This is a genomic window from Vibrio sp. 5S239, from assembly GCF_041439575.1.
Taxonomy (GTDB): Bacteria; Pseudomonadota; Gammaproteobacteria; order Enterobacterales; family Vibrionaceae; genus Vibrio; species Vibrio kanaloae.
Genome location: NZ_JBGOOM010000017.1, coordinates 72,947 through 98,981, shown reverse-complemented (window position 1 = coordinate 98,981; position 26,035 = coordinate 72,947). Strand labels below are relative to the sequence as shown.

21 protein-coding genes and 1 pseudogene are annotated in these 26,035 nt (G+C 42.6%); 10 read left to right on the top strand and 12 right to left on the bottom strand.

The window, feature by feature from the left end:
• From ACED48_RS14055 to ACED48_RS14035, 5 genes are all read right to left on the bottom strand, one after another.
• Positions 1-1,823, bottom strand: a 1,823-nt coding sequence (locus ACED48_RS14055; RefSeq protein ID WP_371726453.1) for a LuxQ periplasmic sensor domain-containing protein, incomplete at its 3' end; no start/stop codon positions are given.
• Positions 1,823-2,908 carry an autoinducer 2-binding periplasmic protein LuxP gene (locus tag ACED48_RS14050; RefSeq protein ID WP_017058675.1) on the bottom strand — a complete coding sequence of 362 codons (1,086 nt, stop codon included), beginning with the start codon at positions 2,906-2,908 and terminating at the stop codon, positions 1,823-1,825. The genes ACED48_RS14050 and ACED48_RS14055, both read right to left, overlap by 1 nt.
• 305 nt (positions 2,909-3,213) lie before the next feature.
• Positions 3,214-3,528 carry a GIY-YIG nuclease family protein gene (locus ACED48_RS14045; protein WP_017058676.1) on the bottom strand — a complete coding sequence of 105 codons (315 nt, stop codon included), beginning with the start codon at positions 3,526-3,528 and terminating at the stop codon, positions 3,214-3,216.
• Positions 3,529-4,185: a YceH family protein gene (locus ACED48_RS14040; RefSeq protein WP_017058677.1), complete on the bottom strand. Its 657-nt coding sequence runs from the start codon at positions 4,183-4,185 to the stop codon at positions 3,529-3,531.
• Between the two features lie 64 nt (positions 4,186-4,249).
• The gene (locus ACED48_RS14035) at positions 4,250-4,450 is read right to left on the bottom strand and encodes a hypothetical protein (RefSeq protein WP_017058678.1); all 201 of its coding nucleotides are present in this window, start codon (positions 4,448-4,450) and stop codon (positions 4,250-4,252) included.
• Positions 4,451-4,644: 194 nt separating this feature from the next.
• On the opposite strand from ACED48_RS14035, the gene ACED48_RS14030 reads away from it, so the two are divergent.
• On the top strand, positions 4,645-4,959 hold the full coding sequence (locus tag ACED48_RS14030) for a DUF496 family protein (RefSeq protein ID WP_004730049.1): 315 nt from the start codon (positions 4,645-4,647) through the stop codon (positions 4,957-4,959).
• 96 nt (positions 4,960-5,055) lie between these two features.
• Here ACED48_RS14030 and ACED48_RS14025 read toward each other — a convergent pair whose 3' ends face one another.
• Positions 5,056-7,641: an ATP-binding protein gene (locus ACED48_RS14025; protein WP_029627320.1), complete on the bottom strand. Its 2,586-nt coding sequence runs from the start codon at positions 7,639-7,641 to the stop codon at positions 5,056-5,058.
• Between the two features lie 921 nt (positions 7,642-8,562).
• Between ACED48_RS14025 and ACED48_RS14020 the strand changes: the two genes are divergently transcribed.
• Positions 8,563-9,999, top strand: coding sequence for a glyceraldehyde-3-phosphate dehydrogenase (locus ACED48_RS14020; RefSeq protein WP_017058680.1), 1,437 nt, complete (start codon positions 8,563-8,565; stop codon positions 9,997-9,999).
• A gap of 244 nt (positions 10,000-10,243) precedes the next feature.
• Here ACED48_RS14020 and ACED48_RS14015 read toward each other — a convergent pair whose 3' ends face one another.
• Together ACED48_RS14015 and hcp are read right to left on the bottom strand one after the other, a co-directional pair.
• Positions 10,244-11,302, bottom strand: coding sequence for a hybrid-cluster NAD(P)-dependent oxidoreductase (locus ACED48_RS14015; protein ID WP_017058681.1), 1,059 nt, complete (start codon positions 11,300-11,302; stop codon positions 10,244-10,246).
• Between the two features lie 101 nt (positions 11,303-11,403).
• On the bottom strand, positions 11,404-13,065 hold the full coding sequence (hcp, locus tag ACED48_RS14010) for a hydroxylamine reductase (RefSeq protein WP_017058682.1): 1,662 nt from the start codon (positions 13,063-13,065) through the stop codon (positions 11,404-11,406).
• Positions 13,066-13,340: 275 nt separating this feature from the next.
• On the opposite strand from hcp, the gene ACED48_RS14005 reads away from it, so the two are divergent.
• Both ACED48_RS14005 and ACED48_RS14000 read left to right on the top strand, forming a co-directional pair.
• Positions 13,341-13,571: a hypothetical protein gene (locus tag ACED48_RS14005; protein ID WP_017058683.1), complete on the top strand. Its 231-nt coding sequence runs from the start codon at positions 13,341-13,343 to the stop codon at positions 13,569-13,571.
• 50 nt (positions 13,572-13,621) lie between these two features.
• A complete protein-coding gene (locus ACED48_RS14000; RefSeq protein ID WP_017058684.1) occupies positions 13,622-14,785 on the top strand; it encodes a carboxylesterase in 1,164 nt (387 codons plus the stop codon).
• A gap of 95 nt (positions 14,786-14,880) precedes the next feature.
• Here the strand turns inward: ACED48_RS14000 and ACED48_RS13995 are convergent, their stop codons facing one another.
• Positions 14,881-15,495 carry a LysE family translocator gene (locus tag ACED48_RS13995; RefSeq protein ID WP_017058685.1) on the bottom strand — a complete coding sequence of 205 codons (615 nt, stop codon included), beginning with the start codon at positions 15,493-15,495 and terminating at the stop codon, positions 14,881-14,883.
• Positions 15,496-15,607: 112 nt separating this feature from the next.
• A complete protein-coding gene (locus ACED48_RS13990; RefSeq protein ID WP_017058686.1) occupies positions 15,608-16,528 on the bottom strand; it encodes a LysR family transcriptional regulator in 921 nt (306 codons plus the stop codon).
• Positions 16,529-16,936: 408 nt separating this feature from the next.
• Between ACED48_RS13990 and yjeH the strand changes: the two genes are divergently transcribed.
• Positions 16,937-18,202: an L-methionine/branched-chain amino acid transporter gene (gene yjeH / locus ACED48_RS13985; protein WP_017058688.1), complete on the top strand. Its 1,266-nt coding sequence runs from the start codon at positions 16,937-16,939 to the stop codon at positions 18,200-18,202.
• A 78-nt stretch (positions 18,203-18,280) separates the two neighbouring features.
• Here yjeH and ACED48_RS13980 read toward each other — a convergent pair whose 3' ends face one another.
• Positions 18,281-19,738 (bottom strand): PLP-dependent aminotransferase family protein, encoded by a 1,458-nt coding sequence (locus ACED48_RS13980; protein WP_017058689.1) that lies wholly within the window; start codon positions 19,736-19,738, stop codon positions 18,281-18,283.
• A 90-nt stretch (positions 19,739-19,828) separates the two neighbouring features.
• Between ACED48_RS13980 and ACED48_RS13975 the strand changes: the two genes are divergently transcribed.
• The 4 genes and pseudogenes from ACED48_RS13975 (at position 19,829) to ACED48_RS13960 (ending at position 23,375) form a co-directional block, all read left to right on the top strand.
• Positions 19,829-20,527, top strand: coding sequence for a pyridoxamine 5'-phosphate oxidase family protein (locus ACED48_RS13975; protein ID WP_017058690.1), 699 nt, complete (start codon positions 19,829-19,831; stop codon positions 20,525-20,527).
• Positions 20,528-21,167: 640 nt separating this feature from the next.
• A pseudogene (locus tag ACED48_RS13970) lies at positions 21,168-21,362 on the top strand (cytosine deaminase); the annotation flags it as partial.
• 351 nt (positions 21,363-21,713) lie between these two features.
• Entirely contained in the window at positions 21,714-21,926 is a 213-nt protein-coding gene (locus tag ACED48_RS13965; protein ID WP_004740083.1) for a cold-shock protein, read from the top strand.
• A 432-nt stretch (positions 21,927-22,358) separates the two neighbouring features.
• The gene (locus tag ACED48_RS13960; RefSeq protein WP_017058691.1) at positions 22,359-23,375 is read left to right on the top strand and encodes a GGDEF domain-containing protein; all 1,017 of its coding nucleotides are present in this window, start codon (positions 22,359-22,361) and stop codon (positions 23,373-23,375) included.
• A gap of 144 nt (positions 23,376-23,519) precedes the next feature.
• Here ACED48_RS13960 and ACED48_RS13955 read toward each other — a convergent pair whose 3' ends face one another.
• Complete coding sequence (locus ACED48_RS13955; protein ID WP_017058692.1) at positions 23,520-24,116, bottom strand: malate synthase; 597 nt, start codon at positions 24,114-24,116, stop codon at positions 23,520-23,522.
• A gap of 169 nt (positions 24,117-24,285) precedes the next feature.
• Between ACED48_RS13955 and ACED48_RS13950 the strand changes: the two genes are divergently transcribed.
• On the top strand, positions 24,286-25,815 hold the full coding sequence (locus ACED48_RS13950) for a DUF3612 domain-containing protein (protein WP_082082761.1): 1,530 nt from the start codon (positions 24,286-24,288) through the stop codon (positions 25,813-25,815).
• Positions 25,816-26,035: the final 220 nt, after the last annotated feature.

Genomic DNA, 26,035 nt, shown 5'->3' with positions numbered 1-26,035 from the left:
TTAAGGGCATTGCTCAATAGATTAAACATAATCTGGTTCAGTCGAACTTGGTCAGTGTAGATCTCAATATCATCTACCAAGTGATTCACAATACTAAAAGCGACCGATTTATTTTCACAAAGCGGACGATAGATACTATCCACAGTATTGACCAACTCACCCAAGCGGAAATTTTTCTTTTGTATATTAAACTGACCTTGTTCTATTTTAGAGAAATCCAAGATATCGTTAAGTACTGCCAGTAAATGTTCGGCACTGTTACAAAGTACATCTACCCGATCTCGGTTGTCTTCATTCTGGATAGACCGTTTGAGCAGCTGAGATACACCTAAAATACCGTTTAACGGCGTACGAATCTCATGGCTCATTTTAGCTAAAAAGTCTGCACGAAGGTTTGCAAGCTGCTCAGCTTCTTCTCTAGCTCGATCTGCCTGTCTCTCCGCTTCAATGAGCTTGGTGATATCTTGCCCTTGTACGACAACACCCGTAATACCGTGCTCAACACTAATTGCAGACATGTTCCAGCGAAACACTTTAGCCCCAATTGGAACATTAATGCCCGTCAGCTTTGACCCTTGAACCACCATTTGAATATTAGGCAACATTCGTTGCTCAAACTCATCAGCCATCGCGCCATAGTTGTCATCATCATCAAATAATGCCATACGAGCTGCTGGGTTCATCTGAATCAGGTCACCTTTTTCAGACCAAACCAAAATAGGAGAATGGGCAAAATTGAAGAGATCTTGAAATTTTTGGTTCTGTTCAGATAAGCGGTCGAAGGTGTCTTCTAGTGTGCAGCCAATATGGTGGAACTCGAAAATATTAGAACCATCAAACTTACTGTATTCTTCGCCACCGCTTGCTGAACGAGTGAAGTCCATCAACTTGTCTAATTCTGCAGCCACTCTTTTTTGAATCCAAGCGCGGGCAAAGAAAGACATAAGTATAATCAACACCATCACAACAATGGTGGCTCGCTCATAGTTTTCTTCCAACGCGATAAAATTTGTGTTCTTTTGTACCGCACGAATAGTGAGGGGAGTTTCCACGGCATTTATCTTAATCGTCGCGATGGTAACGAAATGGCGAGGTAGTTGATCGTACATTTTATAATTAAGGATACTTGCTATCGTATAGCTTTCATCACCCTTGAATGTAGAAGCGACAGGCGTGCCATGCGCTTCAATAACGATATTCTCGCAATTACTGCCTCTCTGGATGGATTCCGCAAGAGAGAAGTTATTATCTAGTACAATCGCGATATACAACTGGCCAAGAACTTCTCCTGTCTTATCGTCGACAATAGGTGTTCGACGAGCCAACAAGTGACGGTTACCAATATCCGTCATAAGCTTTAAAAAGTGCCAATTACTACTGAACGCAACTTTATCAGAAATATGTTCTAAGCTGGTTGCATCCAAACCATAAAATTGACCATTACCATCCTCCCAAGCCAAACCATCATGAGTAGAGACAAAACGTAAATCAGGGGCATGGTTCGGCTCACGTTGATCAATACCAAAAAAAAAGTAACTCAGCGCTTTATCATTATGAGTATCAAAATACTCTCTTAAGTTTTCACTGTGTGAATTATTGTCTTGATGGATTTGCAGCACCGATAAACGATAATCAAACATGTTTTGGATCAGGCTTGAGGTCTGCTGAACAGTTCGGTTCGTCTCTTGTTTTACGATACTACTGCTACTTTCATAGTTGTGAATCAGCACACCAAGTGCCATCACCCCTATGACTAAAATAATAATACGGGTAATTAATTTGGCTAAGGTGTTCCTTGGTGTACAAGCGTAGCTTTTCTTCATTATTGACCTGAGTACCTAAATGCGCGCTTCTTAAGCTCAGAAATACGTTCTGGGGAATCTTCGCTGGTCACCACTTCAAACTCACCGGAGTAAACGGTAGGAACTTTCAAGCCACTGAGATCCCATTTGATTGCCTCTGCCATCGCAATCCCAGTATCGTCATTCATACGCATAACTGTCACATCTAGGTCCCCACTTTCGATTGCTTCGAGTTCTGCCGATCCGCCTCCCCAACCATTGACTAAGATATCCCTACCAGACTCACGAATCGCTTCAGCGGCTCCCAAAGCAACATCTGTTGAACATGCATAGATAAAGTCTAGGTTTTTATCGTTCTCTATGCTGATTTTAGCCGCTTGGTAACTGCTCTCTTTATCAGACTTGGTGTAAAACGAAGACTTAAGTGCAAAATTTGTATCGGAGTTCACTTCACGAATAAAGGTATCTCCACGAGCATCACTTATATAACCTTCTGAACGATAAAGAACAGAGTACTGACTGTCTGGTTGACTCACTTCTTTAAAATAGTCCGCCAATTTCAAACTCCCTGTCGCATGATCAAAACCTACATACATAAACGGCTGTCTATCAGCCCACGCACGCACAGGAGTGGTAATATTTTGCAAGATCAGTTTGGTATCCGTATAACTCAGCACATGTTCAATAAATTTACGGTGTCGCGTCGTATCTAACGTAAAAATTAAATAATCAGTTTTATTTTCAACCGCTTCTTGTAGAGAAATACTCTGTTGATTGATATCAGCATTAACACGTGTAAAAACCTGATTGATCTGGTAGTTGATTCTCAATTTATCGAGGCGCTTTTCAAACGCTTGAATATTACGCACCCAGTAGTCAGAAATCTGTTGACCAGGGTACACGACTGAAATAGTAATAGGCCTATCTTGAACTAACCTCAATGGCACGGGGTGGTTTTGAACAGCTTCGACCATTTTATCGGTCAATATTTTTTGCTTTGGAAACTTAGAGAGGTAATCTTGATATTCCCAATATCCATTGAGAGCGTGGGAAAGAGCGGACGTAGAAAATACGGTAATTCCAAACAACATAAGTAAACGTTTCATATATTTCTCGTTTTCTATGAGCTACTTTGGCTCATTTTTAACCTAGCATGACACCATATCTTTGTATGGATAGAATATATTATGTAGTACAGCGGTAAGAAATGATAGCGTCCAAGCCTAATTAGAACGATATTCTAAATGAGCAATTCATTAATCTTGAAATAACATTGATATTGACGATTTATTGCCCATAAAAGGATCATAGAACCTATAATGGTTAACCTTTATATTCAATATGTTAAGTTGGTTTCATCAACAGTTATCGATCATGAAAGCTGATTACGAGTGGACATTTAAGCTATTAATTATGAAATTTTGATATATTGAATTTTCTCTTCTTCCCACTCAATGATTAGCTCGAGTGATACCAACTTTTCTTTGTGGGATTTGGGGAGTTGTTTGATTGCGTATTCGGTTTTTAATGCCTGGCTTTTTGAGTCGACATTAAAACTCCACACTAGTGACAGTGGCCCTTTTCCTTTCAGCGCTTTTGCCCCTTTACCTTGTTGATGCAGCTCAAAGCGACGTTCCAAATTATTAGTAACACCACAATAGAGCGCATTGTGTCTGTTACGGATCAGGTAGACTACCCAACCCGCATCTTTATTAAAAACTGACATCTATAACAGTGATTCAATTAACTCTTTTAACTCTGCAACTTCTGCGCGCAGGCTTGCAACCTCTAACTCGAGTTCTTCAAGCTTTTCGTTAGTCGCCGGTGGAGTAGCCGTGCCCACTGGTGCCGTCGCAAACGCATCAACATCCACTTCACCGCTTAACAAATGTTGATAGCGTGATTCACGCTTACCAGCTTCACGAGGTAGCTTAACGACTAACGCACCCGTTTCTCGTGCAGCTAGCTTCTCTAGAGTCGCTTCCACCTCTTTCACGTCAACGAAATTCGCTAGGCGACCAGTTCGAGTGCGAAGCTCACCCGGTGTCTGCGCGCCACGAAGCAGCATGCAACAAATGATCGCACGTTCTTGCTCTGTGAATTGCAAATCACCAAATTCGGTATTGCAGAAGCGATGTTGATACTTGTTTACGCGACTATTGAAGCTGCTTTCATCACTCACCATACGACGCGAGATCAAACCATCAACCGCATCCAAAACGTCTGATTCTGACATCGAAAGAACCGGATCACGGTTACTCTTTTGATTACAAGCCGTAGTTAAGCTATTCAACGTGAGTGGATAGTGATCAGGAGTCGTGACTTCTTTCTCGATCAAACACCCAATGATTCTTGCTTCAATTGGGGAAAGTACTGTGTTCATCGTTTTTCCTTTTTATTATTTTTGATAATTCCACCTCTACGTCTAACCATTCAGTCACTGAAGATTAGTGCTCAGACAGAATAGGTACTCTTTTCTTTCTACCTTGCTCATCAATCAATATGATTTTAGAACGGTTTAACTCTATTTCCACGACTTCCAAGTAAGTACGCTCTTGTACGTACGCATCACGAAGCTTGTTTTGCTCTGCTGAAAATTCAGTGACATTGTCATCCAAATCTTCGTTTTCCAATTGTTGTTGATTCATTTCACATTTCGTATCAATGCAGTGTCTACAGGGATACTAACTTGAACGGTGAGATAAAAACAATCACACATCAGCGAGAGTGTCGAATAATTATACAACCTTACTTTTGCTTTGATCTAAAGACTGTTACAACATCAATTGATATGCTTTAATCAGAACCAGACAATGTATTTGACGATTAGGAAAAGGAATCTATGAGCAGCGTATTTGAAATTGTTAACCAAGCACGACGTAAGAACAAACTTAAGCGTGAACTTTTAGACAACGAAAAGAAAGTTCGTGACAACCGCAAGCGTGTCGACCTTCTTGATAACCTACTTGATTACATCAAGCCAGAGATGACTCATGACGAAATCCTAGGCATTATCAAAAACATGAAAGCTGACTACGAAGACCGCGTTGATGACCACATCATTAAGAGCGCAGAAATTTCTAAAGCTCGTCGTGACATCAGTCGCCGTATCCGCGAACTAACAGAAGAAGATAAGCAAACTCAAGGTAAAAAGTAATTTAACCTAGTTAATGGATTTGCAATAATGTCAGTAACCCACTTAATACTCCGTATAAGTGGGTTTTTTGTACGTAAAGCACAAAATATGACATCGCTAGACGATATCTAAGCTACTGAAAAGGTCGTACAGTTGATGAGATTTATAAGGCTTCGCCAGATAAGCATTCATGCCGGCTTCAAAGCAGTCTTTAATGTCCTCTTCTAATACGCTAGCAGTTAAGGCAATAATTGGTAAAGGTATCGCTTCTTGGTCAACTTCCCACTCTCTAATCGCCTTGGTCGCTGTTATCCCATCCATGACGGGCATCATGCAATCCATTAAAATTGCATCAAACTGGGCACCTTGAGTTATCACATCTAACGCTTCTTGCCCATTGCTGGCAATCAAGTATTCATAGCCCGCTTGCTCAAGGAAGAAGCTCGCTATTTTCTGATTCATCAGGTTGTCTTCCACAATCAAAATGCGTCTATTCAAAGAACGAACTTCTTTATCGTTTGGTTCAACTTGCCGTACTTGTTCTCCACCGATATCAATAGATCGTAAACTGTTTAAGAATCGCTGACCCAAGAATGGTAATGTGTGAGTTGAGTGAACCGACTCTGTTATTAGGTTCGTTTTAAATAGATGGTGCTGACATACAATGACGCGAGTAAGAGGGTATAACGCTTTCAACTCTGCAAGATCATTCTCCATAGAGTGATACAACGTATGACAATAAAGGATAAAGTCGCTTTCTTTGAGGCTGTCATCAAGGGCCGACATGGATGAAACTACATTTGGGCGAATATTTAATCGTTCACACTCTTTGACAAGTTGATCTAGGTAATTGAAAGAGTTCGAGATAATAGTCGCGCAGCTTAAATTATCGAAGGTTTGAACGTGAGTATCGACAATATCGACATACAGACAAAAAGTGAACGTCGCCCCTTCTCCTTTAACTGAACGCGCAGTAATGTATCCGTCCATCAAATCAACAAGCTGTCGACAAATAGCAAGGCCCAGACCTGTGCCACCGAATTGTCGAGTAATACTGCCATCTTCTTGGGTGAACGGTTCAAAAATGGACTCCAGCTTCTCCGACTCAATCCCGACCCCTGTATCAGTTACACTGCATTCAACCTTTCCTCTATCCAAAGACACCTGTGTATAAACGATGTCCGTGGTGATCGTTCCCTTTGAAGTAAACTTGATGGCGTTAGACAACAAATTGGTCAGTACTTGCTTAACACGGTATTCATCAAAAAACAGTTTTGATGGAATGTGAGAATCAATATTGATGTCGAGTTCAATATCTTTACTTATCGCTTTCGACAAAACCACACTCACGGAGTCATAAACCGATTCTCGTAGATCTGCATTATGTGGCGACAACATTAAGTTGCCCGACTCTATTTTAGAGAGATCGAGAATCTCATTAAGTAGCACCAATAGTGAATGTGAAGACGACTCGATATCTCCTAACACTTCTTGCTGATTCGCATTCAACTGACTTTGAGATAAAATCTCAGTCATACCGATAATCCCGTTGAGCGGTGTACGTATTTCATGGGACATGTTCGCTAAGAATGCGCTTTTCGCTTTATTTGCTGAAATAGCATCTTCTTTTGCTTCTATCAATTCCTTGTTGTGTTGATAATTGCGTTCCATCACTCGATTTAAGGTTTCAGTGAACTGAGCTAATTCATCATTCCCTTCAATTTGAATAACCTTGGGCTTACCATAGCTATCAGCACACTCAGCTCCCCCTTTTAGGACAAGCGATAGGTTTTTACTTAAACGTATAGACGTCGCTATACCCAACCATAACAAAACACCTGAAACGACGAGAATCAAGGATGTCATGATCAGCGTTTGCCTTTGCTGCAGAGTAATATTTTTTGTTAGTTCAGATTGAAGTTGTTCAGTAAAAGCACCAACCGCTTTTGAAATGGTCTGCTCCTTTAACTCTAAACTTTTGATATGATCATATATTTCCGGCGAGGAGAAGGTTCCTTCCAGGATCCGTGCGGTGAAATTGTCCTGAACGTTCTCTTTGTAGAAAGCGTTCAACAATTTCTCAGTTTCCGTTGCATGACTCCCTGATCGAAAAAGTGTGTCTAATAACTGCTGCTGCCTTTCCAAAGTACCAACATAACTCAGAAAATATTGGCTTTTCTGATTTGGGGATCGATATAAGCGATAACTTAACCATGTTTCTTTCTGAACCCAAAACACGTAGTTAGTAAGATTGACAAACATCGCATCAGTATCACTGATCTTTTCATCCATTAAAGCGATACGATATTTAGAGAGATCCATTAACACGCCTTGCAGCAAGCTAAAGACACGCTCTGTCAGTAGTAACCTTTCTTCGTCACTTTGCTTTGCTCCTACTCCTACTCCTACTCCTACAAGGTTACCTAACGCACTCTTAAGTTCAATCAACTGAGGTTCGGCACTCCAATTGGTATCAAATCGTTGAAGTTGCTTTTCGTACTCAGCTAGCTGATCCAGTTCAGTGTTGAGCTTGTCGAGCAACTGGCCTTTTTCAGGAGTCTCATTAGACAAAACTATCCATTGATAAGCATCACCTGAAATAGCGTTAAAAGATCGGAGCGCCTCTACTCTCATACGTGTTGCTTCAAGATGAGCCACCGTCTTGTCGCTCTTTAACAGCTCATTAACTGCAAACCCAAACATGATGAATACAGAAACCGTAGAAAGAAAAATAAGACGCCATCTAATTGACATGTTTATCATTTATATAACTACTCCCTTCCCGAAAGTAATTTACCGGACCCAAGTTAAGAGTAGGACATTACTAGGAGTTATTGATCAAATTGGATACAAACAAACGATACTCTGACTCCATAATGGCAAATTATAGTCACCTAGCCCCCATAATAGGGCTTTAAAGTAGAAGGTTTTACGTTAAATAAAGAGGTCTAAAAAACAAAACGGTTGAAATAAATAAGGCCTAGGCACGAAAGAGCTACAAAAATGAGGTTTAAACAAGGGAGGCTTATCAAGTTATTATCACCCGAATAACAAGTGAGCAAACTAGCTTCTCAGCTCAACTAGGCTGTTAGTTATGACTCTATACACCAACAAAGCCGATGATTAGGTTAAATTTGTGACATCTAATAGTTCGTATTATGTACTTTTCATATTCAACGTCAGCTTATTCAAAGGTAGAACAAGAAAACTCGTTAATGACCTTATTTATCGTTTACTATTTGCGTGTAACTTGAGTCAATGATCACATGTTTAGTGAACAAGATAACCTTTATTACATAAATAATTTTGATTTGAGTATTTTTTGTCGAAAAATAAGTGCTACAGATTGTTAAAGTCAATAGTACGTCCTCTCGTAAAAGCCATGTTTATGGCTACATTTATATGAATTTACAGCCAATCTATCTGCATTTATTTTTCCTAGCAGAATAACCCGTCGTGACTTACAATCCTGCCACATAAAAATTACAAATACAGACAAGGTATATCAAGCATATTTAAGTGGCATTAAAAGACCACAGCCTGATGCCTCAATCCCCTATGCTGATTGGCCTCCCTACAACCGCCATGAATGCAGAAACTTAACGTGAAAGGTCCCGAGTAAAGATGAGTCCCGAAAAGCACCTCCTAGATTGGCAAACTAGTCAAACCATTGCTGAATCCATCGCTCCAACTTTAGGTCAGTTATACCGTCAAAAAGGCGTAGAAGTTATCCTCTTTGGTAAGACACTAGTTAACGCGACAACTATCGACATCATCAAAGCTCACCGCATCGCAAAACGTTACACTGGTTCTCCTCTTACAGCAGAACAAACTCAACCAATCATTCAACACCTTCTCTCTATGGACCTGTCTCCATGTCGTATTGATGTTGGTCGCCTTGCACATTCATTCTGGCAAGATCGCGAAGACACACAGGGATTGAATGATTTCCTACAAACTGCCCTTTTAGAATCGCTTGAAGGCGATGCGATGACAGAACCTCGCGACGTTGTACTTTATGGTTTTGGTCGTATCGGTCGCCTACTGACTCGCCTATTGATCGAGAAAAGCGGCCCGGGCTACCCACTACGTTTACGTGCTATTGTTGTTCGTGGCGGTAAAGATGGTGACCTAGAAAAACGCGCAAGCCTGTTACGTCGTGACTCTGTTCATGGCCAGTTCAACGGCAGTATCGTAGTTGACCAAGAACGCAAAGCGATCATCGTTAACGGTAACTTCATCCAAGTTATCTATGCAAACAAGCCTGAAGAAGTGGATTACACCGCTTACGGTATCGAGAATGCACTTGTTGTTGATAACACAGGTGTATGGCGTGACGCTGAAGGCCTAAGCCAACATGTAGCATGTAACGGTGCTAAGAAGGTTCTACTGACTGCGCCAGGTAAAGGCGACATCAAGAACGTCGTATTTGGTGTGAATGAAAATGTTATTCAACCAGAAGATACGATTATCTCTGCAGCAAGCTGTACCACCAACGCAATCACTCCAGTATTGAAAGCGGTTCACGATAAGTTTGGTGTTCTATCGGGTCACATCGAAACGGTGCACTCATTTACCAATGATCAAAACCTAATCGACAATTTCCACTCAGGTGATCGTCGTGGTCGTGCTGCTTCATTGAACATGGTACTGACATCAACAGGTGCAGCAAAAGCAGTATCAAAAGCGATGCCAGAAATGGAAGGTAAGTTAACAGGTAATGCGATTCGCGTACCGACACCAAACGTTTCAATGGCAGTCGCAAACCTAAACCTTGAGAAAGGCACGAACAAAGAAGAGTTGAACGAATACTTGCGTGAAATGGCGCTATCTTCTGTTTTGTCTGCACAAATTGATTACACAGATTCGACTGAGATTGTATCTACCGACTTGGTTGGTTCTCGTCACCCAGGTGTGGTTGACGGTGTGGCAACTATCGCGCAAGACAACCGCGCAGTTCTGTACATTTGGTACGACAACGAATTTGGCTACAGCTGCCAAGTTGTTCACTGTATGGAACAAATGATGGGAGTTCGCTACAAGACTTACCCTGAAGTTTAAACAACTTCGAGCTTGTAACTAATTCTGCGCAACCAGCTCCACAACATAATAACTATATCTGCGAGGCTTATTATGGGTTTCGCAACCCCTTTTGTTTTACTCCCCCGTATAAACAAGAGGGTTGCCACTTAGATCTGGTCTCTCTAACGATCTAAGTGGCCTTTTTATATCTGTCACACGTTATATCTGCCACATGGACAAAACCTCGTTCCAATCGTGTTTCATTATTGCCAGCATGAGATAGCTACAACTCAACCTCAACATCGGATTGAATCTTGCTGGAACACGCCAATACATACCCCTGCTCTATCTGCTCTGGCGTCAATGTCTCTTGACTGCTCGATTCCACAGAACCTTTGGTTACTTTGCATTTACACGAGCCACAAATACCACTGCGACACGCAATGATGATTGGAACGCCTGCTTTTTCTAATGAATCCGCCAATGGCGTGCCCACGTCGGCTTCCACTTCTTTACCAAATGCAGGAACAAACACCTTAACAGCACCATTTGAATCCGTAGACGCTTCTGCCTGTAATTCTTCTGATGAAGTGTTGTTCTGGATCGCTGGCGTGAAGCTTTCTTGATAGAAATTATCCATATTGAATTCAAGCTCTTTCAGGTAGTTTTCTATGTCTTGCATAAAACCAACAGGGCCACAAAGGTAGACGGTTCTGTCTAGGATGTCTGGGCTCAGTTTCACCAACCAGTTCTTATCTAATCGGCCTTGAGGCGCGGTTGTTCCTTGATTATCTTTCAACAGTAGTTTTAGGTTGAAATTAGCATAGGCTTTATCGAGCTGGTGAAGCTCTTCAAAATAGATAGTCTCAAGCTTGTTGCGCGCCATATGGACGAAATCTATCTCCATCTCACTATCTTGAGACAACCAATATTTCACCATTGCCATGACAGGTGTAATACCACAACCTGCGCTGACTAGCGTTACCTTCTTAGCCGCAGTAGGCATGCAATCAATACAGTTAAAGCCACCAGCAGGTTTTAAAACGGAAACCTCATCGCCTTCATCAAGCTCGTCGACAATAAAGTTAGACACCAAGCCACCTTCAACACGCTTAACTGTCAGCTTTAAACGATTATCTTCAGGACAAGAAGCCACCGAGTAAGCGCGATAATCGGTTTTTGTCGGCATATCCAAGCCCAAAGTGATGAACTGGCCCGGCTTAAAATTGAAATGTAGGTCTTGTGGAATACTGCCAAGCTCGACGCTGACCGTATCTGGCGTCTCGTGCCATTTCCTTAAACACACTAAATTGATTGAATCGCTATCCGACCATGCATACATAGTTCACATACCTTACTGATACTAAAGAATTAAATCAAAAAAGCCCCGTAGCTGCACGTTCAAAGGAAACAGCAACAACAGGGCTTGGGGGTGGGCTTACATTAAGCCGCTAAGATTGTTTTAAGATCTTGCTCTGGCGTTGAGATTGAACGCATATCGAACTCGTCTTGAATAATCTTTAGTAGGTTCTCTGTTAAGAAAGCCGGTGCTGTTGGGCCGGTGTAGATGCCTTTCACACCAAGAGCAAACAGAGTAAGCAGGATAACGATCGCTTTTTGCTCGAACCAAGAAAGAACAAGTGTTAGCGGTAGTTCGTTGATGCCACAATCAAACTCTTGAGACAGCGCAAGAGCAAGCTGAATCGCTGAGTAAGCATCGTTACATTGACCAACATCGAGCAGACGTGGAATACCGTTAATGTCGCCGAATTGGTTTTTGTTGAAACGGAATTTACCACACGCCAATGTCAGGATTACTGAATCTTCTGGTGCTTGAGCGGTGAAATCTGTGTAGTAGCTACGCTCAGATTTATCACCATCACAACCACCCACAAGGAAGAAGTGTTTGATGTTGCCTTCTTTCACTTGCTCAACAACCGCAGGTGCTGCTTCCATCAGTGCGTTACGACCAAATCCGACAGTGATCATTTGCTCGATCTCGTCATGCTTAAAGCCTTCTTGCGCAAGAGCACAATCGATCACTGCACTGAAATCGTCACCTTCAAGATGAGCAACACCCGGCCAGCCTACGATGCTACGCGTAAATAGGCGGTCAGCGTACGAGCCCACATCTGGGTTAAGCAAACAGTTAGATGTCATTACGATCGCACCTGGGAAGTTCGCAAATTCTTTTTGCTGGTTCTGCCAAGCACTACCGTAGTTACCCGCAAGGTGTGGATATTTGTTTAGTGCAGGGTAACCGTGTGCAGGTAGCATCTCACCATTGGTGTAAACGTTAATGCCCTTGCCTTCCGTTTGTTGAAGGATCTTTTCTAGATCATGCAGGTCATGACCAGAAACAAGGATGCAGTGACCTTTCTTCGTCTTCACATTCACAGTTGTAGGTTGAGGGTGACCGAAGGTATCTGTCTCGCCTTTATCCAGCATTTCCATGACTTTGTAGTTCATCAAGCCAATCTGCATAGACGTATCTAACAGTTGTTTTAGGTCTGATGGATCCGTACCCAAGAAAGCCATGATTTCATGGTATTCAGCAAAGATAGCATTGTCAGTTTGACCAAGAACACGTGCGTGCTCCATGTAGGCTGCCGCACCTTTTAGCCCGTAAAGACAAAGAAGGCGAAGACCAATCACATCTTCGTGTTGAGAGTCGTGACCACGGTTTACCGCCGCTTGAGGGGCTAGTGCCAATAACTCTGAAGAGTCCGTTGGAAGGTCGAATTGAGCAGCAGCGGAAAGCGCTGGGATCTCAAAACCAATCAATGTCGCTGCAGCGCGAACCTGTTGTTCTAAACGCAGCTTAAACTCATGAGATTGCTGTGCAAATTCAATGATACGAGCAGGATCGAAGTTAACGTTGGTTAATGTTGCGAAAAACGCTTTTGGCGCCCACTCGTCGATTTCAGTATCAATAACATCACAAGCACGGCCTAAATTGGCCCAAAAAGAAACACCTTGAAGAGAATGCACCAACACGTCTTGAAGGTCGGATACTTCCGAAGTTTTACCACACATACCTTGTGCGAAAGAACAGCCTTTTACGGTTGGGGTTTGAATGGTTTGTTCACATTGAATACAGAACATATAAGGGCTCCAGTAATTTTTTATTAGCTGTAAGTACTTTGCTTACAGTGACTTATTCCAAACCCTATAGAGCATCAAGCGTGCCAACTTTTAAGTAGTTGATTTTAAAGAACTAAAACGAATTTCATATTTTTAATGCGTGATTATGACTACATATAAACCCTAAATCTACACACACCTGTGTCATAGTGACTCTCTGAGATTAATTAACGGTGTTCATGTTTCGTTCAGAATAGAAGCGATATAGTAACAACATAGAGAAAAGAGGAATGAATATGAAAAATATATTAGTTACGATTGCTGCACTGTTTACTGGCCTTTTGGCGCTATTCACAAGCTTGATTCTTGCTATTCCTTTGGCTATTGCAGCTTTAATTACTGGCAAGCGCATTCAGAATCAAATGAAGAAACAAGGTTTCGCAGCTCATATGAACACTCGTCAGTCATCAAATAATGATGCTGGTATTATTGAAGGTGAATACGAAGATCTTTCGAGAAAAAAGTAATTTGAGCTTTTGTATTATCATCGTAAAAATTCTAAAGACAACATCACACAATGCATAGAAAGACCATTGTTACACTACTTACTTTAACGATTTTAGGCCTTATTGGTTGCTCCAACGAGGCCATTAAACCCGCTTACGAAGCCTCACCAAACTTACCCGAATATCAGCAAGATACTTTTCACGCATACATCAGTGACACTCAAAATTGGTTGCTAGAGAACCGTGTCTTCATGACAGAAAACAAGCAGCTTGAGATTCAACTCAATTCTCCAACAGAATATAAACCGGCTTCTCCAAATGGAAAGGCGGTGTTATTAGTTCATGGACTAGGTGACTCCCCTTACTCATTTAATGACATTGCTACGCATTTATCAGAACAAGGTTACCTAGTGAGAACGGTATTACTTCCGGGCCACGGTAGTCGCGTAGGCGACTTAATGCAGCCAAGCTTAGAAGATTGGCAAGGTGTCGTAGCTCACCATACTAAGTTACTTGAACAAGAATATGATTCCGTTTGGCTTGGCGGTTATTCAACAGGCGCGAATCTAGTGACTTCACAGGCGATGAATGATCCCAAAATTTCAGGGTTACTGCTGTTCTCTCCTGCGTTTCAACCGAGCTCATCAGCCGTGCAATACGCAAGTCTAGCAAGTTATTTTATTACTTGGGCGGATCAAGATCCTGAAGACAACATACTGCGTTATAACTCATTACCCATGAACGGTGCCGCCGTTTACTACGAGACCTCAGAAGCGGTTCGCGAAGCTCTACAAAAGAAGCACTTCGACAAGCCTGTGTTTATTATGATGAGTGAAGGCGACAGTGTGATTGACACCAACTTTGTCCAGCAGGCGTTTATTCAGTCGATGCCAAATCCAAACAATGTGCTAATTTGGCTAGGGGAAACCACACTTGAAGATCCTCGCGCTATTCAATACAGCATGAAGATCCCAGAGCAGCGTATTTCCAATGGTTCCCACATGGGGTTACTGTTCTCACCCAATAACCCGTACTACGGAATCAATGGTAGTGAGAAGATTTGTTCTAACGGGCAAGCTGAGGGCTTTGAACAGCAGTGTATCGACAATAGTGAAGTCTGGTATTCAGCGTGGGGATATATTGAGGATGGAAAAAACCATGCTCGCCTAACCTACAATCCTTACTTTGCGGATTCAATGGATAAGCTTGATACAGTGTTGGATTCTGAAGGCTAAAAAGCCCCTCGACAAGGAATACGAAAGGCTCACTAGATAACATCTAGTGAGCCTTTTTAATGGGTATCGTTTTCTTTCCAACATATACCTTAGCGCTATATAGTCCACACCACACGAGCTGCCAGCAAGACTAAAACGACTCCTGACAATCGATCGATCAACTGTGCTTTTGCTCGAATGCGCTCTACGATAAGCGGGCTAGATAACACCAAAGTAATGAAAGTGTACCAAAGGCCATCAACAATCAGCGGTGTTGAGACAATGATAACTTGATTGCTGAGTTCATTACCTAACGCCACGAATTGGCTAAATAGAGCAATAAAGAACAGCGCGATCTTTGGGCTCAAGATAGAAATTAAGAAAGCCTCACGCGCAGACTGCATGTAGCTCATCTGTTCGCCTGCTTCCAATTTCGCTGCAACGCCACCTTTTGAACGTAACGCATTCACACCTAAATAAAGCAGGTACGCTGCCCCCGCCAAACTGATCCCTTTAAACAGTATTGGCGATTGTTCAAGTAACACCGCCAAGCCGACGATGGTTGCAAAGGCATAAATGCCAATACCGGCTGCGTGTGACCAAGCGGCAATCAGGCCATTGATACGGCCACCAGCCAAACTGTGCTTAGCGATCATCGCCAAGCTTGGGCCCGGAGACATTGCACCCAACAAGCAGATAGCTAATAAAGAAAACCATATTGTTACTGTCATCATTCCATTCCTAGTAAAACAAGGCGATCCAACTGAACGCTCTATACTGATACTTACCATAATTCGCAGAAGGTATTATTTGAAATCAAAGATTATCATCATACTTATGATTTTAAATCATACTGATATTATAGCTCGACTTCTGCATGGCTTGGAATGCCTTTTCTCGTGCCCATTTATGAGCAGAATCGTTGTCATACTTAGGGTGCCACATTAACCAATAAGTGTGCATTTCCGTATCAAACGGCAAAGAAAAGTAAGTCGTGTCGAGGTGCCTACCTAGGTTGTAGGCTATATGTTCCGGAACAATCATCAGATAGTCATCTTGCATCAATACCGTTCCAGCCGATGAAAAGAAAGGAACCTGAAGTGCTATTTTTCGCTTCAGTCCTTGCTTCTTCAATGCTATGTCCGCGTAGCTGTCTTTGTCTCCGCCACCGGTAACCTTTATGTGCGAATACTTAACGATATCTGCTGAGCTTATGGCCAATTGCTTAGCCAACGGATGGGAAGCTCTCATCAAGCACACCGACTTATCTTCACCAAGCTTGATACTTGATACATGATCCGGTTTTTGAGGAAACATACTTGATGCCAAGTGAATACCTGATTCGCTCAGTGTTTCTAGGTAGGTTGGTTCCCACAAACGGTAAGCCAACTTAATCTTCGGCGCTTCAGCCGATACTTCAGAAACAATGACAGGAAGAATATACTGAGCAACATAATCGCTTGAAGACAACACCAATTCACCCTGCCAGTCTTGCGGCTCGAAGGGTTTATCATCTAATAGGTGATCAAACTCACTCAGAAGATCATCGAGCTTGCCTTTAAGCAACAGAGCTCGGTTGGTAGGAACTAGCTTATTACCATCACGAACGAGCAAAGGGTCACCACACAAATCTCTCAGCTGCGCAAGTTGGCGACTCACAGCTGACTGTGTAATGTGCAGGCGCTGGGCGGCTCGGCTTACATGGCACTCTTCAAGAAGCACATGCAGCGAGCGCAACAAATTTAGATTGATATTACCTAACATGGACAACCTTAACGCACGACTTAACGTTGACTTTCGATAGATTAAAAGACAAATTTTGCTTATTAAAAAACTCAGTTAAAACCGTATAAGTCATCAAGTGACGAAGGTCTGAGTAGCCTTGCTGCTGATCGCGAATTTGATTCAAACGTTCCATGCTTGTGGTGACTTCCATTGTCGTTCTATTTATCCCGACTAATTTGACACAATTTCCCTCGATAGAACAGCAGACACTTTAACGCTTAACTGGATAAATACCGTTAAAATGGCAGTATTTAAGACGTTTTGCTAGCTGCATTATTAGTAGCGACACTGTATGCTTTCAATCACAATTAGGAATAAGCACTGAACGCACCTTTTTTGCATAACCCTCTCTTAGCAAAAGAAATGTAGCATCAGCAAGGAAAGCTAATGGCGCAACTCAAACAAGAAATCACGCTCACTTCAGGAATCGGGCAACTCTCGACGACATTACTAGGCACAGGGCTATTCATGATCCCCGCTATTGCTGCAGGTATCGCGGGTCAGTTATCACTACTAGCATGGTTAGTGCTGTTTATCGCCATTTGCCCGGTCGCCCTAACCTTCGCCGCATTGGGAAAACGCTACCCTAATGCAGGAGGCACCGCCTACTTTGTACGCCAAGCGTTCAGTGAGCGATTAGAAACAAGCGTGGCATGGTTGTTTGTCAGTGTTATTCCCGTCGGTATTCCAGCAGCGATAGCATTAGCGGGAGGCTTCGCTCAACAGCTGTTACCCGTACCTTTCGACACACCGCTTGGTGCTCAGTCCTTAACTGTAGCTCTGCTTATTGCCGTCAACTTGATGGGCAGTAAGTCTTCTGGTCGTCTGCAAACGGTTATTGCCTTGTCGATCTTTGCGTTAGTTAGCGCTTTTGTTTGGAAAGCTGATATCACAATTGCAGATGTCACGATTCCCGCTATCTCATACGATTCTATGTGGTCTATTGGGGCTGCATTAGCGGTTATGTTTTGGTGTTTTGTGGGGATAGAAGCTTTTGCTCACATGGGAGAGGAGTTTAAGAATCCACAGCGCGACTTTCCAATCGCCATCATTGCAGGGTGTTTCGTCGCAGGCTTGGTGTATTGGGCTTGTTCAGTGGTTATTCTCAAGCTTGGGGCGTATGGTTCTTCTGAATTTGATGCCGTTTCTATCCCTTGGGTAACTGAACAACTGTTTGGCAATGGCTTCAAAACGGTCATCAGCGTGCTTGGTTTCTTTGCTTGTTTTGCGAGCCTAAACCTTTATACCCAAAGCTTGTCTCGCATGATCTGGGCCCAAGCCCGCCAACATAGCCCAACCCGTAAAATGGCCCAGCTCAACAACCGTGGTGTACCACTCTACCCAACTTTAGCGATTGGCTTCATCGCGCTTGTTTCGTGTGTAATTGGTGAGCTGTCTAGCTTGGATCTCGAATTCTTTCTCAAACTCGCCAATAGTATTTTTGTTCTGGTTTATATGCTCGCGATGTTAGCGGCTTGTCGCTTATTAACCGGAACATCGAGATACACGGCCATGGTTGCTCTCGTTATTTGCACCCTGGTTTTTATCTGCTTAGGTTGGTCAATGCTCTATGCGATTATTATTTTTGTGACACTGTCACTACCATGGCGCAAATGGTCAGGCAAACCAACGGTTTCTATCGACAAGTTGTAAGATAAAGCCCGCAACAACTCTTGGTAAAGCGGAGCTACCACCCATCAAATTCACAGCACTAATGCTCAAAACCAGAGACTATTGATAAAAATGCCGAGCGATCACTTTGATCTTCGGCTTTATGTCAGCCAAACGTATATTTCCAAACCCCAGCACCGCCCCACTCCAATCACGAGCATCACTTGATCCATATTCATAAAAATCAAACGGGCGAATGATGATATTTTCAAGCTCTGCTCTGCGACTCCACTCATGTTCAGATATACCTTGATACCACTTCACGGTCACATGTAACCCCGCCGCTTGACTGATCACTTCAAGATCGCCATGAAATTCACTTTCAATCGCTTCTATCATCTCTTCATACTTAAGTTTGTATGACCGACGCATCTTTCTGATATGACGTAGTAAGTCACCCTCTTGGACAAAGTCAGCCAGTGCTTCTTGTGTATGGGACGCCGTGTCTCCAGTGAGCGCGTCTTTAATCTCAAGACACTGCGCCACCAGACTTTCTGGCACCACTAAATAACCTAATCGAAGGCCATTGAACATCACCTTACTCAGGGAACCGACATAGATGATACGATCATCGAACCCCAACTTACCCGCTAAACCTTGCATGCTGGTATAAGGGCGATGAGCAAACTGAAACTCACTGTCGTAGTCATCTTCAATAATCCATGACTGATGTTGATTGGCCCAATCGATCAGTTTAAGGCGTTGCTCAGTATTTAAAGTCGTGCCCATTGGGTATTGGTTACTCGGCGTGACATACAGAGCCTTAGCATTACTGGACAATACTTTTTCAATATCTAGCCCAACCTTTTCACGCACACTCACACCATCCAGCTCTAGTCTCAACAGATCGATAATTTTATGCACTTGTCGATAACCGGGTTCTTCCACAAGGATTTTGTCGCCCATCGCTAACGTCGCCATTAATCCGATTGAGATGGCTTGCTGCGCACCTGCGGTAATGATGATTCTGTCTGCACTACATTTAACCGAGCGACTGCTTGCAAGATACCCGCTCAACGCTTCCCTCAAGGCTAAGCTTCCCTGAACCTCTTGATTGCCCGCAATGTTCTGACGTGTAGAGTGGCGTTGCAGCAACCTCTGCCATTTCGCAAAAGGGAACGCATCTAAGTCAGGAACTCCGGGGGCAAAGCTGCGGTTAATGTCGTTAGGTGTCGCTATGTTTGTACTCAGTTGACTGACTGTTTGTTTGACCTTCGGATCCTGAACACTGTTTGACTTAGACAAACTTAGAAAGTGTTCTGGTTGTTCAACCGAGACATAAAACCCTGAGCCTTGCTTACTCTCGATATAGCCTTCAGTGACCAGTTGTTCATACGCATAGATCACAGTATTTCGACTCACCGATAACTCGAAGGCCAACTTACGTGTTGAAGGTAACTTACAACCCTTGCTCCATAAATCGTGAACGATCTTCTCTCTTATCGCGTGGAACAAGGCGGTTTGACGCGTGTCGTGTTGCTCGTCTAACTGTAGATCACCAACATCGATAGGCTGCATAACTGGATCCAAATAGTGTTTAAAAGTGGCTCTATTTAATAGACCAGTTAATCGCTACATTAATCAAAAAGCAATGATTAAGGAGCGATTATGTTATCTAACACGAAAAGAACCACGATTAAAAAAGGGGCTCACAAAGCCGTATTTGAACAAGAGAAGCTGCACCAAATTATTGATGAGAGCTTAATCGCACACATTGCATTGCAAGGCGAACAAGGCCCAATGGTTATCCCGATGCTCGCATGGCGAGTGGATGACATGGTCTACATTCATGGGGCTAAAAACAGCCGCCTACTAAAAGGGTTAAAGAAAAGAGAACCAACCTGCTTAACGTTCACTTTATTTGATGGTTGGGTGTTGGCTCGTTCGGCATTTCATCACAGTGCACATTATCGTTCTGCAGTGGTATTGGGGTCGTTTTCAGTCATCGATGACAACCAAGAAAAAGATCGCTTGTTGAACATCTTCATTGAGCAGATTGCACCAGGTAGAACCAATGAAGTTAGGCTGAGTAATGAAAAAGAACTCACAGCAACCGAGTTGTTGGCGATACCGTTAACCGAAGCATCGGTAAAAATTGGTAAGCACGGTGTGAATGATGACAGCACCGATATGAATATCCCCGTTTGGGCGGGTGTATTGCCCTACCGAACCGTTGTCGGCCCACTAGAAACAGTACCAGAACAGGAAGGACTCATTAAAAAGCCAGATTACCAACAAGCCTATGGTGAACGTTGGTATCAGGATGCTCCTCACGATAGTGAACTTAACAACATGACATATAGTTAATGTCATACAATGGGTTGTGCAGACATATAACATGACTGAAAATTAGTTGCTTTACAGGCCAATTTTTAAGCGCTCGACAGATTGCTTAGGTGTTAGGTCACGATGCTTTTTGAACATTCGACGACTCACACAATTTATCAAACGAAACAAAGCTCGTGTGTGATATCAATTCACCCGGGCTTTGTCGTATGTAGCTATTGAACTTCTTAGCTTCACGACTTCTCAGGCCTGACTCTATTATTTTAGCCTCAGGAAAAGTCAACACAAGCCAGATCACTCAAACACTTTATATAACTTCCCTTTTTCACTCTTCCTAATCATCAAACTACTATAAACTCGCAAATCGCAATTGCAAAATACAAATACAATATCCTAAAACGCGAATGAAACGCCTAAATACGCACCGAATTGCTATTAAACAACCTATATTCGAGGTTTTAAAAGTTGGCACGCTACCTGCAAAGTATTTATTGACCCTTCTTAAGCCGAGGGTCACCTAGCCAACTGACGTTGTTAGTGAACCTATTCTTGTTCACAAAATATATAAGCCAATCGCGGTTATTGCGATTGGCTATTTTTTTGCCTGTCTTTTGGCTAGCCACACACCTCTCGATACAGACACCCATTCAATCGCATAATAATCAACATTCATGACTACTTCAGTATCGAAGAAGGTAAGCTACTGATTCTTCCCGCTGATAATGGTTTTGATGCTGTGCATCGCCAAGCGCCAGCCCAAGACTCAGTGCGGCATGGCAAAGCGATCGCAGAGAATCAACTAGCTAAAACAAAAATTAACTTATCTCAAACGGAAGATATAAACTTTAAGCGCTAACATCGTCTATAATAAATTATGAAAGGAGGCTGAGATCCTTCCTTCTGTTATGTTAAGCGAATTGACAAAGACATCACTAAATTAGTGTATACTTTCGACTGCGCACGATATGACAAAAAACACGGATTTTTCAATCAATGAGTGTACATCTCGAAAGACTGTGTTAACATGCACTCGCCCTGTTATCCGGAGTTATTTAAGTTAGATGAAAGTAAAATTAACAAGTAAAATCGTCACCCGTTTTTGTAAGTAGTTTTTCCTTATTTCTTAGCAACATTAAATAATTCAATTATCAGCGCATTGCAGTAATGCAATCAACAATTTAGAAAATTTATGAATAAGGGACAAATTATGTCTAACACAAATACTGGCACTGTAAAATGGTTTAACGAAGAGAAAGGTTTCGGCTTCATTTCTCAAGACAACGGCGGCGCTGACGTATTCGTACACTTCCGTGCTATCGTTTCTGAAGGCTTCAAAACTCTGAAAGAAGGCCAAAAGGTTTCTTTCGAAGTTGAAAACGGTCAAAAAGGCCTACAAGCAGCAAACGTTGTTGCTCAATAATAAGCTTTTAGCTTAAAAGAATTCTAAAGCGCTGATTTTTATCGGCGCTTTTTACTATCTACCCAAAAGCATTTTCCTACCCCACTCTAGACCTTGCACTTAAGTCAGAGTAAACCAATCACAGATCTAATTTCAATTTCCCCTTACTAGTATGTAAATCTATTCTGTTGCTCCAGTTTCAACGCCATTCATTTTTACTTAGAAACTTCACACCAAAACCAATCTTTGTTACAAAATAAGTAACCAAAAATATGGTTAAAGAACAATCCATTAGATGACTTTTATCAATACTCAACCGATACTCATAATAAAAAGTAGTGATTTATCCAACCCTCATCTATTAATCATATAATTTTTGAAGCAAAAATCTTCGAAATCCGCTAACCTTGTCCACAAGTGGCTTTAGTTGGTTTGGTATCTGCAGTAAAAATAATGAAAAAAGATGAATTTCAGAAATCCACCGCTAATCTAAAAAAAGCGGTGCCTCTTATGATGAAGAATAGGGTGTCCACAACACCTGCAAATTACGCACTTTGGTACACCTATGTCGACAACGCGATCCCGCAGTTAACTCAAGATATGGACGGTATTTTAGAACACTACGGTATTTGTCCTCCAGCTGTTGGTGAGCAGCTTTACAACAGTTATGTTGCGAGCAAATCCGAAACTAATATCAGTGACCTTCGAGCTAACTTAGAACTGCTAGTTTCTGAAGTTTCGAACTCGATGAACGATACTTTAACTGATACCTCTGCGTTCTCCGACATGATTGATAAAAGCTTCGAAGATTTGGCTCGCGTTGATAATGAAAGCTTATCTATTGATGAAGTCATGTCTTTGGTTCGCCAGCTTGTTTCTGAGTCTCGTCATATTCGTCACTCTACCCAGTTTCTAAACTCTCAGCTGAATTCTGCAACGTCAGAGATTACCAAGCTAAAAACCCAACTGGTAGAAGTACAAAAAGACGCACTCTTTGATAGCACAACGACTCTGTATAACCGCCGGTCTTTCGACCGTGATATGGAAACCTTGTGTGAAGCCAACCAATCCCTGTGTTTGATTCTTCTCGACATCGACCACTTTAAAAACTTCAACGATACCTATGGCCACTTGTTTGGTGATATGGTTTTAAAAGGGATTGCTCGTAAACTGAAGTTAAGCTGTCGAGAGGGCATTTCTGCCTATCGTTTTGGTGGTGAAGAGTTTGCACTCATTGTGCCAAATAAATCTTTACGTATTACTCGTCAACTTGCTGATACTATCCGTCGCTCTCTAGAAAAGATGTATATTAAAGATCGTCGCAGTGGTGAGCAAGTCGGTAATATCACCGCGTCATTTGGTGTTGCTGAACTTGAACTTGGTGAATCCTCTCAGTCACTGATCGAGCGTACTGATAAGCTACTTTACGAAGCGAAATCACTTGGCCGTAACCGAGTCATGCCAGTGTAAGGTTTCATTTGCTCTACGCAAACTAGAGCAAGCGAGCATTAAGCAAAATGCATTCGAAAAAGCCTCAAAGACTATATAACACGTTAATTCTTTGAGGCTTTTTCTTCGACTATATGTATTGTTGTCTATGTTTAGAGTGTACCATTAGATTTGAAAGCAGTAATTCAGGCAGTAATCTTCACCACTCTTTGCTCTGAACTCTTTATCTTCGCTGCATGCCTTTGGCTTACCTTTTGCATCACCTTGAATCAAACTGATCCAATGGCGCATTGCTGCAATGGTCTCTTCGCACATTGTGGTCGTTGCTTCCATTGACGAGTGACCGAACGTGGTACATGATTCCAACTGAATATCATCGATTTCCACCAATTCAATACAACCTGTTCCTTTATGACATCCAAACATTACCTCTAGGTGGCTTCCACTGCCATCTCGGAACAAAATAGAGTCCGGGTCATTCTTCTCACCCATATACGCTACAAATTGTTTAGGGTGCTTTAGGCCGCTGTGCTGACCGTCTTTAAAGTAAGCCATGATATGACGGTAGTCGACTACATAGCTGGTTACGTCTTGATGTGAGCCCTTCTCTAGTGGGAATAGTCGATCAAGCAGCTGCTTTGCTCTCACTTGCTTCTCAGTTTGCTGGTTTGCACTGATTGTCTCCACGGCAAAGACAGCTTCAGCGATAAATGGCTTTGATTGTTTTTGGATTTCTGTTTTATCGAATGTAAGCATATTCATAGTCTTTCCCTCTTGACCAGTCCGGTGATAACCACCGATTCCTAACGCAAAAATGTGTCCTAGAGCAATTATTCAAAACTAACGTTTAATTTATTTGTCATTTTGTGAATTGCTTAGTTTGTAGACTAGCGCTTTTTTACATACAATTTCACAACAAAAATTTTACAATGTGAATTTTACAAATATGGCCTTGTCAAAAAGTTTAGTTCGTCAGTCACATTTCCTAGGTACAAAAATACGTAACCTAAGAAAACGTAACCATTTAACGATGGAAGACCTGTCTGCGCGTTGTATTAGAATCAACCCAGAATACGCCCCTTCCGTTTCTTATCTGTCAATGATTGAACGTGGAAAGCGGGTTCCAAGTATCGACATGCTGGAAGTGATCGCTCAGGTCTTCCAGAAGAACCCTACGTGGTTTCTCGACGACGAATCAGAACAACAAGCCATAGCACCAGATAAGGGGAATCGTGGTGGGATAAGTGGTATGGCGCTTGAGCCTAGTTTCCTTTTTTCCAACGACATTCTACAAATTGCAATACCTGAGATGCTGTCACAAACAGGGATCTCAGGACGCCAGTTTGCACACCTATTGATTCGAGCACACCAAGAAAGCAACCAGAATCATTTCCCAGACCTTGAGCGTGCGGCAGAGGAAGTTGGCTTAAAGCGCCTTAACCTGAGCGTAGAAGACTTGATAGACATCGCAAGAAGCCTTGGAATCAACATCCGCTGGGTTACACGCACACCGCAAGACGTAGTCGATGAGCTCGGCATAAATGCCAAACAGCTGGTCACCTCTTTTTTTGAACCTCCAGGTACTATCTTCTTAAACGAGATTCTTAAAGAGTATCCAACTCGACTGAAATACGACCTCTCGGTATATATCGGCCATTGCATTCTGCATAGCAAGGAAGGTCTTAAGAGTGTGTTGTCGGTTGGTAACAACAACACATGGGACGACAATCAGGTATCAGGATCTTCACAGCTCAACTCCCAAGATATTCTTCAAGCATGGCGAGACTTTGAATCCAGCTTCTTTGCTGGCGCGCTGCTGTGTCCGAAAGTCCCGTTTAGACAGTTACTCGACCGCACGGGTTACGAAATCGACGTTCACAAAAGAGCAGGGGTTTCCCCCTCTGTGGCGATGCGCCGAATGACGGTAGTATCGCCCTACCCTCACTGGCACTACTTTGATGCTTATGGGCCGGGGAAACTCAAAGCGGTATACCGCGGGAACGGGATTCCACTGCCTTGGGGAAATATGAGAACGGTCGCAGATCCATGTCAACATTGGGCCGTGTTCCGTAGATTATCAGAGCCTCGAGCAGGGAGTTCGGCTCAAATCTCTATTTTAAACGTAGGCGATGAACCAAGAATCTACTGCTGTGAATCCATCAATATGACGGATCCTGCGGGTAACAATCGTGTGTTGTGTGCAGGCATTGACCTCAACCCTGCGATTGATGCTCAAGGCGGTAATTCAAGAGAGATAGCAGAGCAACTTAAAACTTCATGCGTCAACAATGGCGGCTCTGTGACTATCCCACGTAACATCAAAAAAGATCTCACGACAATAGCCAAGATTCTAAATATAAATTGGATTGAACGCGGGATCGAGGCGGAGGCTAGGCTTATTTGTTCCCGAGGTGGAGAGTGCCCTCGCCAACCAAGTTGTTATTCGAAATGTGGTGAGTGATAGCAGTACGAGAACTATAGGTAATTTGTCTTGCTCTGCTTAAAGTAGATTAACTTAGCTTAGTAGCGACGATGAATAAAACTAAGGCCCCAAGCCGAACCTAAAATTCAGGCAAAAAAAACCAATCACAAAAGGGTGATTGGTCATATATTTTGTGTGAACAATAAAGGTTCACTAACAACGTCAGTTGGCTAGGTGACCCTCGGCTTAAGAAGGGTCA

Excerpts from the sequence above, each read along its gene's own strand:
- ACED48_RS14050 (WP_017058675.1), bottom strand. The coding sequence starts at position 2,908 with ATGAAACGTTTACTTATGTTGTTTGGAATTACCGTATTTTCTACGTCC.
- ACED48_RS14045 (WP_017058676.1), bottom strand. The coding sequence starts at position 3,528 with ATGTCAGTTTTTAATAAAGATGCGGGTTGGGTAGTCTACCTGATCCGT.
- ACED48_RS14040 (WP_017058677.1), bottom strand. The coding sequence starts at position 4,185 with ATGAACACAGTACTTTCCCCAATTGAAGCAAGAATCATTGGGTGTTTG.
- ACED48_RS14035 (WP_017058678.1), bottom strand. The coding sequence starts at position 4,450 with ATGAATCAACAACAATTGGAAAACGAAGATTTGGATGACAATGTCACT.
- ACED48_RS14030 (WP_004730049.1), top strand. The coding sequence starts at position 4,645 with ATGAGCAGCGTATTTGAAATTGTTAACCAAGCACGACGTAAGAACAAA.
- ACED48_RS14025 (WP_029627320.1), bottom strand. The coding sequence starts at position 7,641 with ATGTTTGGGTTTGCAGTTAATGAGCTGTTAAAGAGCGACAAGACGGTG.
- ACED48_RS14020 (WP_017058680.1), top strand. The coding sequence starts at position 8,563 with ATGAGTCCCGAAAAGCACCTCCTAGATTGGCAAACTAGTCAAACCATT.
- ACED48_RS14015 (WP_017058681.1), bottom strand. The coding sequence starts at position 11,302 with ATGTATGCATGGTCGGATAGCGATTCAATCAATTTAGTGTGTTTAAGG.
- hcp (WP_017058682.1), bottom strand. The coding sequence starts at position 13,065 with ATGTTCTGTATTCAATGTGAACAAACCATTCAAACCCCAACCGTAAAA.
- ACED48_RS14005 (WP_017058683.1), top strand. The coding sequence starts at position 13,341 with ATGAAAAATATATTAGTTACGATTGCTGCACTGTTTACTGGCCTTTTG.
- ACED48_RS14000 (WP_017058684.1), top strand. The coding sequence starts at position 13,622 with ATGCATAGAAAGACCATTGTTACACTACTTACTTTAACGATTTTAGGC.
- ACED48_RS13995 (WP_017058685.1), bottom strand. The coding sequence starts at position 15,495 with ATGACAGTAACAATATGGTTTTCTTTATTAGCTATCTGCTTGTTGGGT.
- ACED48_RS13990 (WP_017058686.1), bottom strand. The coding sequence starts at position 16,528 with ATGTTAGGTAATATCAATCTAAATTTGTTGCGCTCGCTGCATGTGCTT.
- yjeH (WP_017058688.1), top strand. The coding sequence starts at position 16,937 with ATGGCGCAACTCAAACAAGAAATCACGCTCACTTCAGGAATCGGGCAA.
- ACED48_RS13980 (WP_017058689.1), bottom strand. The coding sequence starts at position 19,738 with ATGCAGCCTATCGATGTTGGTGATCTACAGTTAGACGAGCAACACGAC.
- ACED48_RS13975 (WP_017058690.1), top strand. The coding sequence starts at position 19,829 with ATGTTATCTAACACGAAAAGAACCACGATTAAAAAAGGGGCTCACAAA.
- ACED48_RS13965 (WP_004740083.1), top strand. The coding sequence starts at position 21,714 with ATGTCTAACACAAATACTGGCACTGTAAAATGGTTTAACGAAGAGAAA.
- ACED48_RS13960 (WP_017058691.1), top strand. The coding sequence starts at position 22,359 with ATGAAAAAAGATGAATTTCAGAAATCCACCGCTAATCTAAAAAAAGCG.
- ACED48_RS13955 (WP_017058692.1), bottom strand. The coding sequence starts at position 24,116 with ATGAATATGCTTACATTCGATAAAACAGAAATCCAAAAACAATCAAAG.